The sequence below is a fragment of the Microbacterium aurugineum genome, assembly GCF_023101205.1.
Taxonomy (GTDB): domain Bacteria; phylum Actinomycetota; class Actinomycetes; order Actinomycetales; family Microbacteriaceae; genus Microbacterium; species Microbacterium aurugineum.
Genome location: NZ_CP078078.1, coordinates 1459942 through 1474342 on the forward strand (window position 1 = coordinate 1459942; position 14401 = coordinate 1474342).

At 68.0% G+C, this 14401-nt stretch carries 15 protein-coding genes and 1 tRNA gene; 9 read left to right on the plus strand and 7 right to left on the minus strand.

The window, feature by feature from the left end; all coding sequences use genetic code 11:
- The first annotated feature begins 22 nt into the window (after positions 1–22).
- Together recO and KV397_RS07095 are read left to right on the plus strand one after the other, a co-directional pair.
- Positions 23–766, plus strand: coding sequence for a DNA repair protein RecO (gene recO, locus KV397_RS07090; RefSeq protein ID WP_047519966.1), 744 nt, complete (start codon positions 23–25; stop codon positions 764–766).
- The gene (locus KV397_RS07095) at positions 763–1566 is read left to right on the plus strand and encodes an isoprenyl transferase (RefSeq protein WP_131491188.1); all 804 of its coding nucleotides are present in this window, start codon (positions 763–765) and stop codon (positions 1564–1566) included. Before recO ends, KV397_RS07095 begins: the two co-directional genes overlap by 4 nt.
- Here KV397_RS07095 and KV397_RS07100 read toward each other — a convergent pair.
- Positions 1506–2117: a P-loop NTPase family protein gene (locus KV397_RS07100; RefSeq protein ID WP_261812523.1), complete on the minus strand. Its 612-nt coding sequence runs from the start codon at positions 2115–2117 to the stop codon at positions 1506–1508. The genes KV397_RS07095 and KV397_RS07100 overlap by 61 nt on opposite strands.
- A 69-nt stretch (positions 2118–2186) precedes the next feature.
- Here KV397_RS07100 and KV397_RS07105 point away from each other — a divergent pair, with 69 nt between their 5' ends.
- Positions 2187–2873 carry a DsbA family oxidoreductase gene (locus KV397_RS07105; RefSeq protein ID WP_047519972.1) on the plus strand — a complete coding sequence of 229 codons (687 nt, stop codon included), beginning with the start codon at positions 2187–2189 and terminating at the stop codon, positions 2871–2873.
- Here the strand turns inward: KV397_RS07105 and KV397_RS07110 are convergent.
- Positions 2870–3364: a glutathione peroxidase gene (locus tag KV397_RS07110; protein WP_047519974.1), complete on the minus strand. Its 495-nt coding sequence runs from the start codon at positions 3362–3364 to the stop codon at positions 2870–2872. The genes KV397_RS07105 and KV397_RS07110 overlap by 4 nt on opposite strands.
- Positions 3365–3423: 59 nt before the next feature.
- Here KV397_RS07110 and dusB point away from each other — a divergent pair, with 59 nt between their 5' ends.
- From dusB to KV397_RS07135, 5 genes are all read left to right on the plus strand, one after another.
- Entirely contained in the window at positions 3424–4575 is a 1152-nt protein-coding gene (gene dusB / locus KV397_RS07115) for a tRNA dihydrouridine synthase DusB (RefSeq protein WP_261812524.1), read from the plus strand.
- Positions 4565–5950 (plus strand): deoxyguanosinetriphosphate triphosphohydrolase, encoded by a 1386-nt coding sequence (locus tag KV397_RS07120; protein WP_261812525.1) that lies wholly within the window; start codon positions 4565–4567, stop codon positions 5948–5950. Before dusB ends, KV397_RS07120 begins: the two co-directional genes overlap by 11 nt.
- Positions 5950–7812 carry a DNA primase gene (gene dnaG / locus KV397_RS07125; protein WP_131491184.1) on the plus strand — a complete coding sequence of 621 codons (1863 nt, stop codon included), beginning with the start codon at positions 5950–5952 and terminating at the stop codon, positions 7810–7812. The genes KV397_RS07120 and dnaG overlap by 1 nt, the downstream gene beginning before the upstream one ends.
- A 36-nt stretch (positions 7813–7848) precedes the next feature.
- On the plus strand, positions 7849–8622 hold the full coding sequence (locus KV397_RS07130; RefSeq protein ID WP_131491183.1) for an ATP-binding cassette domain-containing protein: 774 nt from the start codon (positions 7849–7851) through the stop codon (positions 8620–8622).
- 96 nt (positions 8623–8718) lie between these two features.
- Positions 8719–8794, plus strand: a tRNA-Asn gene (locus KV397_RS07135).
- 72 nt (positions 8795–8866) lie between these two features.
- Here KV397_RS07135 and KV397_RS07140 read toward each other — a convergent pair.
- A complete protein-coding gene (locus tag KV397_RS07140) occupies positions 8867–9355 on the minus strand; it encodes a septum formation family protein (RefSeq protein WP_261812526.1) in 489 nt (162 codons plus the stop codon).
- Positions 9356–9360: 5 nt separating this feature from the next.
- A complete protein-coding gene (gene def / locus KV397_RS07145; RefSeq protein WP_131491181.1) occupies positions 9361–9927 on the minus strand; it encodes a peptide deformylase in 567 nt (188 codons plus the stop codon).
- A 61-nt stretch (positions 9928–9988) separates the two neighbouring features.
- Between def and KV397_RS07150 the strand changes: the two genes are divergently transcribed.
- Positions 9989–11098, plus strand: a complete 1110-nt coding sequence (locus KV397_RS07150) for a DMT family transporter (RefSeq protein WP_261812663.1) — start codon at positions 9989–9991, stop codon at positions 11096–11098.
- A 26-nt stretch (positions 11099–11124) separates the two neighbouring features.
- On the opposite strand, the gene pgl is transcribed toward KV397_RS07150, so the two are convergent.
- Genes pgl through zwf form a run of 3 tightly spaced genes read right to left on the minus strand, consistent with a single transcriptional unit; the run spans position 11125 to position 14392 of the window.
- A complete protein-coding gene (gene pgl / locus KV397_RS07155; protein WP_261812527.1) occupies positions 11125–11904 on the minus strand; it encodes a 6-phosphogluconolactonase in 780 nt (259 codons plus the stop codon).
- A 5-nt stretch (positions 11905–11909) separates the two neighbouring features.
- Positions 11910–12845, minus strand: a complete 936-nt coding sequence (locus tag KV397_RS07160; protein WP_047519988.1) for a glucose-6-phosphate dehydrogenase assembly protein OpcA — start codon at positions 12843–12845, stop codon at positions 11910–11912.
- Positions 12842–14392, minus strand: a complete 1551-nt coding sequence (zwf, locus tag KV397_RS07165) for a glucose-6-phosphate dehydrogenase (RefSeq protein ID WP_047519990.1) — start codon at positions 14390–14392, stop codon at positions 12842–12844. The genes KV397_RS07160 and zwf overlap by 4 nt, the downstream gene beginning before the upstream one ends.
- Between the last annotated feature and the right edge of the window lie 9 nt (positions 14393–14401).

Genomic DNA, 14401 nt, shown 5'->3' on the forward strand with positions numbered 1-14401 from the left:
GCGCACGGAGGATAATCGAAGGGTGCCCACCTATCGAGACGAAGCGGTGATCCTGCGCACCCACAAACTCGGTGAGGCGGATCGCATCGTCACGATGCTCTCCCGACGTCATGGCAAGGTCCGTGCGGTGGCGAAGGGGGTGCGCCGCACCTCGTCGAAGTTCGGCGCCAAGCTCGAGCCGTTCATGGTGGCCGACGTGCAGCTCTACCAGGGACGCTCGCTCGACATCGTGCAGCAGGCCGAGTCGCTCGGCTCCTACGGCGCGGACATCGCGGCGCACTACGACCGCTTCACCGCGGCGAACGCCATGGTGGAGACGGCCGATCGGCTGAGCGATGCCGAAGCGACCTCCGACCAGTACCTGCTCCTCGTCGGCGGACTGCGTGCTCTGTCGCGCGGCGAACACGGAGCACGGAGCATCCTCGACTCCTACCTGCTGCGGGTGATGTCCCTGTCGGGGTGGGCGCCGTCCCTCGACGAGTGCGCCCGATGCGGCGTCCCCGGCCCGCATGCGCGGTTCGTCGCACAGCTGGGCGGAGTGGTGTGCGAGAACTGCGCTCCGGCGGGAAGCCCGCGCGTCGCCGAGAGGACGCTGGCGCTGCTCCGCTCCCTCCTCGCGGGGGAGTGGGACGTGATCGATGCCGCTTCGCACGCCGACACGGCCGCAGCCTCCGGCCTCGTCTCCGCTTATGCCCAATGGCACCTGGAGCGCGGCATCCGCTCGCTCGCGCATGTGTCCGACATCCCCTCCGAAGGAGCACGGTGACTCCCAAGCCGTACACGCACAAAGACGCCGTTCCGTATCGTCCCTTGGACTGGACCGGTGTGTATCCTCCCGCTTTCGCTGCGGTGCCGGAGCACGTGGCGATCGTGATGGACGGCAACGGTCGGTGGGCGAATCGCCGGGGGCTCAATCGCATCGAAGGTCACAAGGCAGGGGAGGAGGTGCTCCTCGACGTGGTCGCCGGTGCGATCCAGGCCGGCGTGAAGCACCTCTCCGTGTACGCGTTCTCGACGGAGAACTGGGCGCGTTCCCCCGAAGAGGTCCGCTTCCTCATGGGATACAACCGTGACGTGCTGCACCGGCGACGCGATCAACTGAACGAGTGGGGCGTGCGCATCCGGTGGGCGGGGCGCAAGCCGAGGCTCTGGGGAAGTGTCATCAAGGAGCTGCAGTACGCCGAGCAGCTGACCCGCGGCAACGACGTCCTCACCCTCACGATGTGCGTGAACTACGGCGGAAGGGTGGAGCTGGTCGACGCGATGCGGGCCATCGCCGAGGATGTCGCTGCCGGACGCGTGAAGCCGAAGGCGATCAGCGAGAAGATGGTCCGCCGCCACCTGTATGTGCCCGACATGCCGGATGTCGACCTGTTCCTGCGCAGCTCCGGGGAACAGCGCACCTCGAACTTCCTGCTCTGGGAGTCGGCCTATGCCGAGATGGTGTTCCTCGACACGCTCTGGCCGGACTTCTCCCGGGAGGAGCTGTGGCGGGCGATCGGGATCTACGTGGCGCGCGACCGTCGCTTCGGGGGCGCGATCGACACCCCCGACGCCTCAGCCTGAGAGCGCAGCCACCGCTCCGTCTCCCGCGGATGACGCAGCCGGACGATCGTGAGGTGGGGAAAGTCGTCCTGCAGCTCGGGGAAGCGCTCGGCCCACTTGTGGAGCGTGGCCGTCTGCCACGCGAGGATGTTCTTCTCGGGATCGCGGCTGAGCATATTCCACGGCCCCTTCTCGCGGTTGCCGTTCCAGAGCTCTCGTCGCAGGGCGCCGCGGGCCAGGGTGCGCCTGATCAGACGTCTGCGCACCACGGGATACGGATAGTCGAGCCAGATCGCGAGCTGCGCGCGCGGGGTGAGGACGGCATCCGTGCCCTTGCTCGTGTACTGCCACTCGGTGATCCAGCGGTCGTCCGACGCGAAGGCGCGTACGTCGTCGAGGAACTCCGACCTCGGAGTCCAGCCCGGCCCATGGAACAGCCCGTCGATCTCGACGTGACGAAGGTCCCACATCTCCGCGATGCGACCTGCCAGTGTGGTCTTCCCCGACCCGGACACCCCGGCCACCAGCACCCTCTGCGGGCGGAAGGGGAGCGGGTCGTCCACGGAGAGCATCCGAGAATCCTATCCGCTGGTCCCCGCAGCAGCGGAATAGCTCACAGGCGCATGCGGTTGGATGAAAGTGTGACTGAACCCATCTCCATCGACATCTGGTCCGACATCGCCTGCCCCTGGTGCTACATCGGCAAGCGCAACCTCGAGAAGGGTCTCGAAGCCGTAGCTGCCGACGCGGATGCGCCGCAGGTCGACATCACGTTCCACTCGTTCGAGCTCTCACCCGACACCCCCGTCGACTTCGACGGGGACGAGATCGACTTCCTCGCCGGCCACAAGGGCATGCCCCGCGACCAGGTCGAGCAGATGCTGGCGAACGTGACCGGTGTCGCCGCCGACGCGGGGCTCCAGTACCGCTTCGATCTGCTGCAGCACACCAACACGGTGAAGGCGCACGAGCTGCTCCACTTCGCGAAGGCCGAGGGGTTGCAGCACGAGATGGAGGAGCGGCTCATGTCCGCCTACTTCACCGAGGGCAAGCATGTCGGGCGCATCGACGATCTCGTCGCGCTCGCGGTCGAGGTCGGTCTCGACGCCGACCGTGCTCGTGCGGCGCTGGAGAGTGAGCAGTACCTGCCCGCCGTGCGTCAGGACCAGGCTCAGGCGCGCGCCTACGGCATCCAAGGGGTGCCGTTCTTCGTCGTCGACGGCCAGTACGGCATCAGCGGTGCGCAGCCGCCGGCCGCGTTCGAGAACGTCCTTCGCGATCTCTGGGCGAAGCGCGGGGAGACCGAGGCGGAGGCCGCCGCGGTCTAGCGGGGCAGCGCCGCTTCGATCGCGCTGACGATCTCGGGGGCGTCCGGCTTCTGCTTCGGACGGAAGCGCAGGACGTCCCCGTCCGGCAACACGAGGAACTTCTCGAAGTTCCACTCCACCCGTCCGGCCTTCCCACCGGCATCGGGGGTCTCCTTGAGCGCCTTGTAGAGCTCGGCGGCGTTCTTGCCGTTCACCTTGACCTTGTCGGTGACGGGGAAGCTCACGCCGTAGGTGGTCGAGCAGAACTCGAGGATCTCATCGACCGAACCCGGCTCCTGACCGAAGAACTGGTTGCACGGGAATCCGACCACGGTGAACCCGCGGTCACCGTAGAGACGCTGCAATTCCTCGAGCTGTTCGTACTGGGGCGTGAGGCCGCACTTCGACGCGACGTTCACGACCAGCACCACATCGGCGCCGAGATCGTCGAGCGTCTTCTGCTCGCCTTTCGCGTCGGTGAACGGGATCGTGCGGAGCGAGGATTCGGTCATATCCACAGCTTAGATCGCCGCATCCCTCCCGGCTCCGCGTCTGGGAGAATAGAGACGACATGACTCTCGCCACCGCCGCCCGCCCCCTTCGCATCGGTCCGATCGATCTCGACGTGCCGGTCGTCCTCGCACCCATGGCGGGGATCACGAACACCGCATTCCGACGTCTGTGCCGTGAGTACGGAGCCGGACTCTATGTGAGCGAGATGATCACCTCGCGCGCACTCGTCGAACGCAACGAGACGACGATGCGACTCATCAGGCACCACGAGTCCGAGACCCCGCGCTCCATCCAGCTCTACGGCGTCGACCCGAAGACCATCGCGGAAGCGGTGCGCATCATCGTCGCCGAAGACCACGCCGATCACATCGACCTCAACTTCGGGTGTCCGGTGCCGAAGGTCACCCGTCGCGGCGGGGGAGCGGCGTTGCCCTGGAAGTCGAAGCTGTTCGCAGACATCGTCGATCAGGCCGTCAAAGCCGCCGGGGATGTGCCTCTCACCGTCAAGATGCGAAAGGGCATCGACAAGGATCACCTGACGTTCCTCGATGCCGGTCGAGCCGCCGAAGATGCCGGCGCGGCTGCTGTCGCGCTGCACGCGCGCACCGCGGGCGAGTTCTACTCCGGACACGCAGACTGGAACGCCATCGGCGAGCTGAAGCAGGCCGTCACCAGCATCCCGGTGCTCGGCAACGGCGACATCTGGTCGGCCGACGACGCCGTGCGGATGATGGCCCAGACCGACTGCGACGGGGTCGTGGTCGGTCGCGGTTGTCTCGGACGCCCGTGGCTGTTCGGCGAACTCGCCACGGCATTCGGGGGCGAGGGAAAGGTCGTCGACGCGACGCTCGGCTTCGTGGCGGACGCCTTCCGCCGACATGCCGAACTGCTCGTCGAGTTCTTCGAGGACGAGGACCGGGGCTGCCGGGATGTGCGCAAGCATGTGTCGTGGTACTTCAAGGGGTATCCGGTCGGTGGGGACATCCGGACGGGACTCGCCACCGCGTCCAGCCTGGCGGAGATCGACGAGCTGCTCGGACGGCTCGATCACACGGCGCCGTACCCCGGCGCGGACGCGGAGGGCCAGCGCGGACGGGCAGGACACCCCAAGCGCACGGCGCTGCCGGACAAGTGGTTGGAGTCGCGCGAGCTCGCGTCCTCCGCCTCGGAGATGATGCGTGGAGCGGAGATCGAGAACAGTGGCGGCTGACTCCCCGGTCGGGCTTCGCGCCGACGGCTACGATGCGCGAGACGCCGAGCGCTTCTTCGCCGAGACCCATCGATCCGAGCGCAACGACTTCGCCAGAGACCGCGCTCGCGTGCTGCACTCCGCCGCGCTGCGCCGTCTCGCCGCCAAGACGCAGGTGCTGAGCCCCGCGAGCACGGCGGACTTCGCGCGCAACCGACTGACCCACTCGCTCGAGGTGGCCCAAGTCGGACGGGAACTCGCGGTGGCACTCGGCGTCTCCGCGGATGTCGTCGATACCGCGTGTCTCAGCCACGATCTGGGACACCCGCCGTTCGGTCACAACGGCGAACGGGCACTCAACGAGTGGGCCGAGCACATCGGCGGCTTCGAGGGCAACGCGCAGTCGCTGCGCATCCTCACCCGGCTCGAGGCGAAGGTCCTCGACGATGACGACCGCTCCGTCGGCCTGAACCTGACCCGTGCGAGCCTCGACGCGACGTGCAAGTATCCGTGGACGGTGGACAGCCCCGTGCCGGATCCCGGGGGCCGCCTGAAGTTCGGCGTGTATCCCGAGGACGAGGCCGTCTTCCGCTGGATGCGCGAAGGCGCGCCTGGTCGGTTGCGCTGCATCGAGGCGGAGATCATGGATCTCTCCGACGACATCGCCTACTCGGTGCATGATTTCGAGGACGCGATCGTCAACGGCTACGTCGATGTCGCCCAGCTCGCGGACCCCCTCGCCCACGATGCCCTCGTCGGACGCATCCAGCAGTGGGTCGGATACGACTTCACCAGGGACGAGCTCGCCGATGCCCTGTATCGCCTGGCATCCCAGCCGATGTGGCTCGCGTCGTTCGACCGTTCCCGTCAGGCTCTCGCCCGCCTGAAGAACCTGACGAGCGACCTGATCGGCCGCTTCGCCCGCGCGTCGGTCTCCGCCACCAAAGACGCCTACGGTTCGACCGCACTCGTGCGCTACAACGCGCACGTGATCGTGCCGCGGGTGGTCGAGGTCGAGATCGCTGTCCTGAAGGGGATCATGGGCCAGGCGATCGTGACGATCGAAGCGCGAAAAGGCGTCTACAAGGAGCAGCGGCGGGTGCTGAAGCGTCTCGCCGACGCGCTCTGGTCGACGGATGCGCTGTGGTCCGCCGGTTCGGACGTTCTCGAGCCCGCGTTCGCCGCGGACTTCGTGGCGGCCGAGGACGATGCCCAGCGTGCGAGGGTCGTGGTCGATCAGATCGCCAGCCTCACCGACCAGAGCGCGATCGACTGGCACAATCGCCTGGTCGGGGAGATCGATCCTGCCGAGGTCGGCATCTGGACCCCGCGTCACGCACGACCCGGTGCGCGCGCGCACACCGAGCGGCGGCCCGTCGCCGAAGGGGCGCACTGATGCCACGCATCCGGCAGGCCGACGTCGACGAGGTCAAGGCGCGCACGAACATCGCGGACATCGTCGGTGAGCGGGTCGCTCTCAAGTCGGCCGGCGTGGGATCGCTCAAGGGCCTGTGCCCGTTCCACGATGAGAAGAGCCCCAGCTTTCACGTGCGTCAGCAGGTGGGCTACTACCACTGCTTCGGCTGCGGCGAGTCGGGCGATGTCTACTCGTTCCTGCGCGAGATGGATCACATCAGCTTCACTGAGGCCGTCGAGCGCTTGGCCGGACGCATCGGATACACCCTGCACTACGAAGACGGGGGAGCGGCACCGGAGACGAGCGGTCGAAGTCGCCTCTACGCGGCGAACACGGCGGCGGCGGAGTTCTTCCGGGCGCAGCTGCTGTCGCCGGACGCCGAGGCCGGCCGTCGCTTCCTCGGAGAACGCGGATTCGACGCCGGTGCCGCCGCGCACTTCGGAGTGGGGTTCGCCCCGCGCGGGTGGGACGGGATGCTCAAGGCCCTCACGGCGCAGGGGTTCACCCGCGAGGAACTCAGCACGGCAGGACTCGTCTCGACCGGACAGCGGGGGGTCTACGACCGGTTCCGTGGGCGTCTGGTGTGGCCCATCCGCGACGTCTCCGGTCAGACGATCGGATTCGGCGCGCGCAAGCTCTTCGATGACGACAACGGGCCCAAATATCTGAACACCCCGGAGACCCCGATCTACAAGAAGGCGCAGGTCCTCTACGGACTCGACCTCGCGAAGCGGGACATCGCGCGGGGCGATCCTCGACGTGTCGTGGTGGTCGAAGGGTACACCGACGTGATGGCGTGCCACCTGGCCGGTCTCACGACGGCCATCGCGACCTGTGGCACGGCGTTCGGCACCGAGCACATCAAGGTGCTGCGTCGTGTGATGGGCGACGACAACGCCTCGGGCGAGGTCGTGTTCACGTTCGACGGCGACGAGGCCGGTCAGAAGGCGGCGCTGCGTGCGTTCACCGAGGACGATCGATTCAACGCACAGACCTTCGTCGCGGTCGCACCGGATGGGCTCGATCCGTGCGATCTGCGACTCCAGCGGGGCGACGCCGCCGTGCGCGGACTGATGGACAAGAAGCAGCCGATGTTCGAGTTCGCGATCGACCGCAAGCTGGCCGGCTTCGACCTCGGCACGGTGGAAGGACGCGTCGGTGCTCTTCGCGCCGCAGCACCGATCGTGGCGGAGATCCGCGACCGGCTTCTGCGCCCGGGCTACGAACGGGTCCTGGCACGCCGGCTCGGGATGGATCCGACCGAGGTGCGCAGCGAGGTCGAGCGCGCGGCCCGCGGTGCCTCGATGGCTCCGCCGGTGCGTCGGGAGGCTCCGCAACAGGTCGATGGGGCGACGGGTGCGCCCGTGATGGCGCCGGTCACGCTGGCGACTCTGCCGCGCAGCCCCGATGTGGCCGTTGAGCGCGACGCCCTGATGGGCGCCCTGCAGTACGGGCATCAGGTCGACCAGGCACTGCTGAGCAGGGCACTGGCCGTGCCGTTCCGCACTCCGGGGCTGGACGCGGTGCGCGAAGCCGTGGTGGGGGCGCCGGATCGGACGAGGGCGGGCTGGGTGACGGAGGCGGTGAACGCGGTGCGTGAGCCGTATCGTTCGCTCGCCGGTGAACTGCTGATGACTCCGTTCCCTGCGCGCGACGAGGAGCGGGCCGTCGCGACCGTGTCAGACCTGGCCCGCAGACTCGTGCTGCGCCAGCTCGAGTCCGAGAAGCAGGAGCTCCTCGGGGCGGTGCAGCGTGTGCCCGCAGACTCCGACGGCGGACGTGCGCTGCGCATGCGCCTGCGCGACATCGACGCCGAGCGTCAACGCTTCGCCGAGTCGTAACCCCGCGCGGCATCGCGCAGCGGGCAGGATGGAGACATGTCCCGCAAGCCCGAACCCAAGAACGCCATCGATTGCTCCGATCTGGTGATCGACCGGATCGGTCATGGCATGCCGACGCGGGCCGTCGACGGTGTCACGTTCTCGCTCGCGCCCGGGGAGCTCATCTGCGTCGCGGGGCCGACCGGATCCGGGAAGTCGACGCTGGTGGCGGCCCTCGCCGGCTCCACCGATCCCTCGGTGAAGGTCGTCGGAGGCAGCGCACAGGTGTGCGGGGTGAACGTCCGCCGCCCCGGACGCAAGCACCGGATCCTCACCTATCGCGCCGGTTTCGTCCCCCAAGGGGCGGGCGCCGATCTTCCGCCGCGCCTGACGGTCAACGAGGTGATCGCCGAACCGATCCTGATCCGCGAACGGCGGGTCAACACCAAGGCTCTGTCGATCCGCGTGGCCACGCTGCTGGACGAACTCCACCTTCCGCTCGGGACGGCGGCGAAGTTCCCCTATGAGCTCAGCGCCGGTATGCGTCAGCGCGTGGCGATCGCCCGCTCCTTCGTCCTCGAGCCGCGGGTGCTCATCGCGGATGAGGTGCTCGCCAACCTCGACCTCGAGGTCCGCCCCGTGGTCTTCGATGCGATCACCCGTCGCCGCAAGGAACAGTCGATGGCGGCGCTGCTCGTCACGAACGACGCGGACTTCATCCGCGAACTGAACGCCGAGACTCTCATGCTCCGTGGTGGTCATGTGGTCGCCCGCGGTGTCGGCCGGGATCTGCTCTGGGTGCCGAACGCGGAGTCGGATTCGCGGCGCTGACGCCGACACGCCCGGCATACGCGAAGGGCGCCCCGGTGTCATGAACTTCGTCGGGAGTTTGCTAAGCTTGTCGAGTTGCCCGCGCAGCGGGCGCATTCCTCGGTAGCTCAATTGGCAGAGCAGCCGGCTGTTAACCGGCAGGTTCTTGGTTCGAGTCCAAGCCGGGGAGCCAATGACGAAAGCCCCCTCTTCGGAGGGGGCTTTCGTCATTCCCACGGGCGCTCTGCGCACCCGGTGCGGATGGTCAGCGGGCTGCGCCCTCGAGCGTTCCTTCGACGGGGCCGGCCGGATCGGCGAGCAGGCAGGAGAGCACGCGTCCGTCTGGCTGGTCCCAGGTCTCTGCCGTGGGGGGGATCAGATACACGATGAGTGCCGACTTCTCGCGCGCGACTCCGACGAACTCGGTGAACGCCTCACCCACGCACTCCGTCGTGTATGCGTCGACCGTTTCGATGCTGAAGTCCTCCTCCCGCACGGTGACCTGGTGGAAGACCTCTTCGTCGTGCGGTTCGTCGCACGGCACGACCTCGGCGTCCTCGGGCATCCCGGAGGCGGCTTCGACGCGGCAATCGCCGACCTGCACGGCAGGAGTCGTGACGTTTTCGGTCTCCGCGCCGTCCGCCGTCGAGCTCGGCTCCGGTGCGGAGGCGGATCCACCACAACCGGTCAGAACGACCGAGAGGGTCAGGGCGCCGGTGGCGAGGAACAGGGAGAGTCCGGGATGGAGCTTCATTCGGGTCATCCTTCGAGGTCGTCCACGCCGGGCATCCAACTTGCGCCCGGGCGTCCCCATCCACGCTTGCGCGCGATCTTCTGCACGGTCTTCCAGTCCCCGTCGGAGAGGCGATCCACGTAGAGGATGCCGTCGAGGTGGTCGAACTCGTGTTGCATGATGCGGGCACGCCATCCGTCCACGTCGATCGAGACAGGCTGCCCGTCGAGGTCGGTCGCTGTGACGCGGACGCGCTCGGAGCGTCGAAGCGGGAACCGCTCGCCGGGGAAAGACAGGCAGCCCTCCGACTCCAGCTCCGGGTCGGGGTCGCCCGGCTCCAGGGGAACCATCCAGAGCTCCGGATTGATGAGCACGCCGCGCCAGGGCTCATCGTCGTCGTCGACGTAGGCATAGGTGTAGATGCGCAGGGGCACACCGACCTGAGGTGCGGCGAGCCCGACGCCCGGGGCGGTGTCCATCGTCTCGAACATGTCCTCGACGAGGGTGCGGATCTCGTCCGTGATCTCGTCGACGGGTGAAGCGGGGGAGTGCAGGACGGGGTCGCCCATGATGCGAATCGGTAGTACAGCCACGTCACAACCCTAGTCGGCACGATGCGGCAGGTAGGCTCATATCGTGACTGCTGGGGTGTGGATGAATGCGGTGGACGACGTCGGCGACCAGCTCGTCGGCGCCTTTCAGAACCCCGGTCTGCTTCTGGGGATCCCTCTCGCCCTCGCCGGCGCCGTCTTCATGTCGCTGGGAGCGCAGTATCAGCACCGCGGCGTGGAGAAGGTCGAGCGTCTCAGCGGCTCCGACGGCGCGTCAGGACTCAGCTTCGACCAGATCCGGCGCCTGCTGACGCGGCCGTCGTGGCTCATCGGCACGTTGATGCTCGGGCTCGCCGTGGTCTGCCAGCTCGCGGCTCTGGTGAAGGCCCCGCTGATCGTCGTCCAGCCCCTCGGGGCGATCGCTCTCGTGATCACGACCCTCCTGAATGCGCGGGTCTCCGGTCATGCTCCGACGAAACAGTCGCTCACCGCCATCGTGTGCTGCGTCGGCGGCATCTTCCTCTTCGTCTTCTTCGCGGCGATCTATGCGACCGAGCAGGAGGTGACCGATCGTGAGCTCTTCGTGATCCTCGCTCTGCTCCTGGTGGTCATCATCATCCTCGGCGGCGGCTGGCTCATACTCCGGCACCGCATGCGCGCGCTGTTCTACGTGATCGGCGCCGGCGTGCTCTACGGTTTCGTCGCCACGCTCGCGAAGGTCGTCATCAAGCGCATCGAGGCCGGGCAGTTCGAGTGGATCACGGCGATCTGCGTGCTCGCGCTCGTCGCAGCAGCAGCCGTCGGTGGCTACTTCGTGCAGACCGCGTACAGCTCGGGTCCGCCCGACCTCGTCATCGCCGGGCTCACGGTCGTCGATCCGCTCGTCGCCGTCGTCATCGGCATGGTCGTCCTCGGTGAAGCCGCGGCAGCTCCCCCCTGGGTGATGGCGATCTTCGTGATCGCGGGCGCCATCGCGGTGTGGGGAGTCGTCGGGCTCGCCCGTTACCACCCGCAGGTACTCAGCGAGAGCCAGGAACTGGGGATCGCGCGCGGCAGCACCTCGCCGGAAACGTCCCAGACCACACCGGCGGCTGCCGGCACGTCCGTGCCCCCTCCGGCCTCTCCCGGTACCCCCGGGGCCACGGATCGTCCGGACAACCCGGAGGATCCGCGCGAGCAGCCGTGGCGTTCCGGTTCGCCGGAACAGCCCTAGAGCGGCACCCCAGCCGCGATGTCCGTTCAGTAGGCCTGATCGATGAGGTCGGGGGAGACCTCGGCGGCGGCGGCCTCGTCCACGAAGAACACCGTGCGCTTGCGTCCCTTGGCGCCCGCGGCGGGCACGCTCGTGTAGCTGGCGCCTGCGAGGGCCAGACCCAGGGCAGAGGCCTTGTCTGCGCCGGTCAGCACCAGCCAGACGCGCTTCGACGAGTTCAGCACCGGGCGCGTGAGCGTCACACGCTCCGGCGGCGGCTTGGGCGAGTCACGGACGGCGAGCACTGCGGCATCCGTGACCGTGACCTCGTCGCGGTCGGGGAAGAGCGAGGCGACGTGGCCGTCGGGTCCCACTCCGAGGAAGCACACGGCGAAGGACGGCCATGCGTGGTCTTCGGTGCCGAAGCGGGCGAGCTCCGCCGCATAGGCTGCGGCAGACTCGTCCAGAGTGAGCCCGGTGTCGGGGCCGGCCACCTCATGCACGTTGTCGGCGGGTACCGGGATGTGGTCGAGCAGAGCCTGCCGCGACTGCAGGGAATTGCGGTCGGCGTCATCGCGCGGAACGAATCGCTCGTCACCCCACCAGAAGTGCACCAGCGACCAGTCGATCTCGGCCGACCGAGGGTCTTCCAGGGTCGCGCGCAACACCGCTCCACCCATCGATCCGCCGGTCAGGGCGATGTGGGCCAGACGACCGTTCCTCGTGCGCGCGCGGACACGCGTAAGGAATCGATCGGCGACACGGTGGGCGAGGGCGGCAGGTGTGGATTCCACCACGACCCGCTTCTCTGCGGATGATACCGGCATCGACGTCACTCTCCAGTCTCGGGCGGACCCAGCTTCTCCCAGCCCTCGGTGATGACTCGACCGTACAGGACATCGGGGTCCAACCGACGCAGCTCCTCCGCGAGGCACTCACGAAGGGTCCGGCGCGGCAGGTGGAGGTCGTGGTTCGGCTGTCCGGGCTGCGTGAGCACCGCGACGCCCGGCGTCGGGCGCTCCAGCAGGATGTCGCCGGACTCACGGGTCAGGCGCACGGACTTGATGCCCTCTTCCCAATGCTCAGGATCCTCGTACGACCAGCGCACCCGAACCTCGAGCGCCATCTGCAGCCAGGCGGCCAGCAGAGCGGTGGACGGGGAAGCCGCGGCTCCACGGACCTCGACGCCGGTGATCGGCTCGTAGGGCGGCTGATCCAGCACGGCCGCCAGTTGTTCCCGCCAGTGCGTCAGCCGGGTCCAGGCGAGGTCGGTGTCACCGGGGGCATGGGTCTCGCCGAGGAGGGCGAGCCGGTCGCGGACGTCGCTCGCCGTCGCCGCATCCGTGATGCGTCGCTGGGCGATCTTGCCGAGTGGTGACTGCGCCGGGGCGACCGGAGCTGCTTCGGGCCACCACGCGACGACGGGAGCATCCGGCAGGAGGAGGCCGGTGATCAGGCTCTCCTCGTTGCTGGCGGCGTCACCGAAGGCACGGAGGACGACCACCTCGCTGGCGCCGGCGTCTCCGCCGACGCGGATCTGCGCATCGAGGCGGGAATCCCCTTCGCCGGTCGTGAGCACGATGACGCGCATGGGGTGCTCGCGGGACGCATCGTTGGCGGCATCGATGGCGGCCTCGGCCACCCCGTTGCGTGCGGAGATGACCAGGGTGAGGACACGACCGAGAGCGACGGCGCCGCCCTCCTCGCGTACCTTGACCAGCTGCTTCGCGACCTGGCTGACGGTGGTGTCGGGAAGATCGATGATCACGGGCGTCTCCAGACTCGTCCATCGCGGGCCAGCAGGTCGTCGGCTGATGCCGGTCCCCACGAGCCTGGCGCGTACTGCTCGACCGGGCCGCCCTCGGCGGCCCAGTACTTCTCGACGGGATCGAGGATCTTCCAGGAGAGCTCGACCTCCTCGTGCCGCGGGAACAGCGGCGGGTCACCCAGGAGGACGTCGAGGATCAGACGCTCGTACGCCTCGGGGCTCGCCTCGGTGAACGCGTGGCCGTAGCCGAAGTCCATCGTGACGTCGCGGACGTTGGATCCGCTGCCCGGAACCTTCGAGCCGAACCGGATGGTGACGCCCTCGTCGGGCTGCACCCGGATGACGAGCGCATTCTGTCCGAGTTCCGAGGCGTTGCCACGCCCGAACAGGTGCTGGGGTGCGCGCTTGAAGACCACGGCGATCTCGGTCACACGACGTCCGAGGCGTTTGCCGGTGCGCAGGTAGAACGGCACACCGGCCCACCGACGCGTGTCGATCTCGAGCTTGATGGCCGCGTAGGTCTCCGTGGTCGACTCGGGGTTCATCCCCTCCTCCGCCAGGAAGCCGGTCACCTGCTCGCCGCCCTGCCAGCCGCCGTCGTACTGCCCACGCGCGGTGGCGAGGGAGAGGTCCTCCGGGACGTGGACGGCAGCGAGCACCTTCTCCTTCTCGGCACGCAGGTCCGCAGCCGACAGGCTGATCGGCTCTTCCATGGCGGTCAGGGCGAGGAGCTGGAGGAGGTGGTTCTGAATCACGTCGCGCGCAGCGCCGATGCCGTCGTAGTAACCGGCCCGGCCGCCCACGCCGATGTCCTCGGCCATGGTGATCTGCACATGATCGACGTAGTTGCGGTTCCAGATCGGCTCATACAACTCGTTCGCGAAGCGCAGCGCCAGGATGTTCTGGACCGTCTCCTTGCCCAGGTAGTGGTCGATGCGGAAGATCGAGTCGGCCGGGAAGGCCACTTCGAGCGCAGCGTTGAGGGCACGCGCGGACTCGAGGTCGTGTCCGAAGGGCTTCTCGATCACCACCCGCCGCCAGCGCTCGTCATCGTCGCTGTTCTCACCGACGAGCCCGGAATCCTTCAGCTGCTTGGCGACGAGCGGGAAGTCCTTGGGCGGGATCGACAGGTAGAACGCGTGGTTGCCCATGGTGCCGCGTTCGAGGTCGAGCTTCTCGACGGTCTCACGGAGCTTGTGGAACGAGTCCGGGTTGTCGAACTCACCCGAGACGAAGCGGATGCCCTGCAGCAGCTGAGTCCACGTCTCTTCACGGAACGGCGTCCGGGCGTGCTCCTTCACCGCGTCGTAGACGACCTGCGCGAAGTCCTGGTCTTCCCAGTCCCGGCGAGCGAACCCGACCAGGGCGAACCCCGGAGGGAGCAGCCCGCGGTTGGCGAGATCGTAGACCGCGGGCATCAGCTTCTTGCGTGAGAGGTCACCGGTGACTCCGAAGATCACGAGGGCGCTGGGCCCCGCGATCCGATTGAGGCGGCGGTCATCGGGGTCACGCAGCGGGTTGTGCCCGCGCGAGAGGGGAACAGACATCAGTGGGGG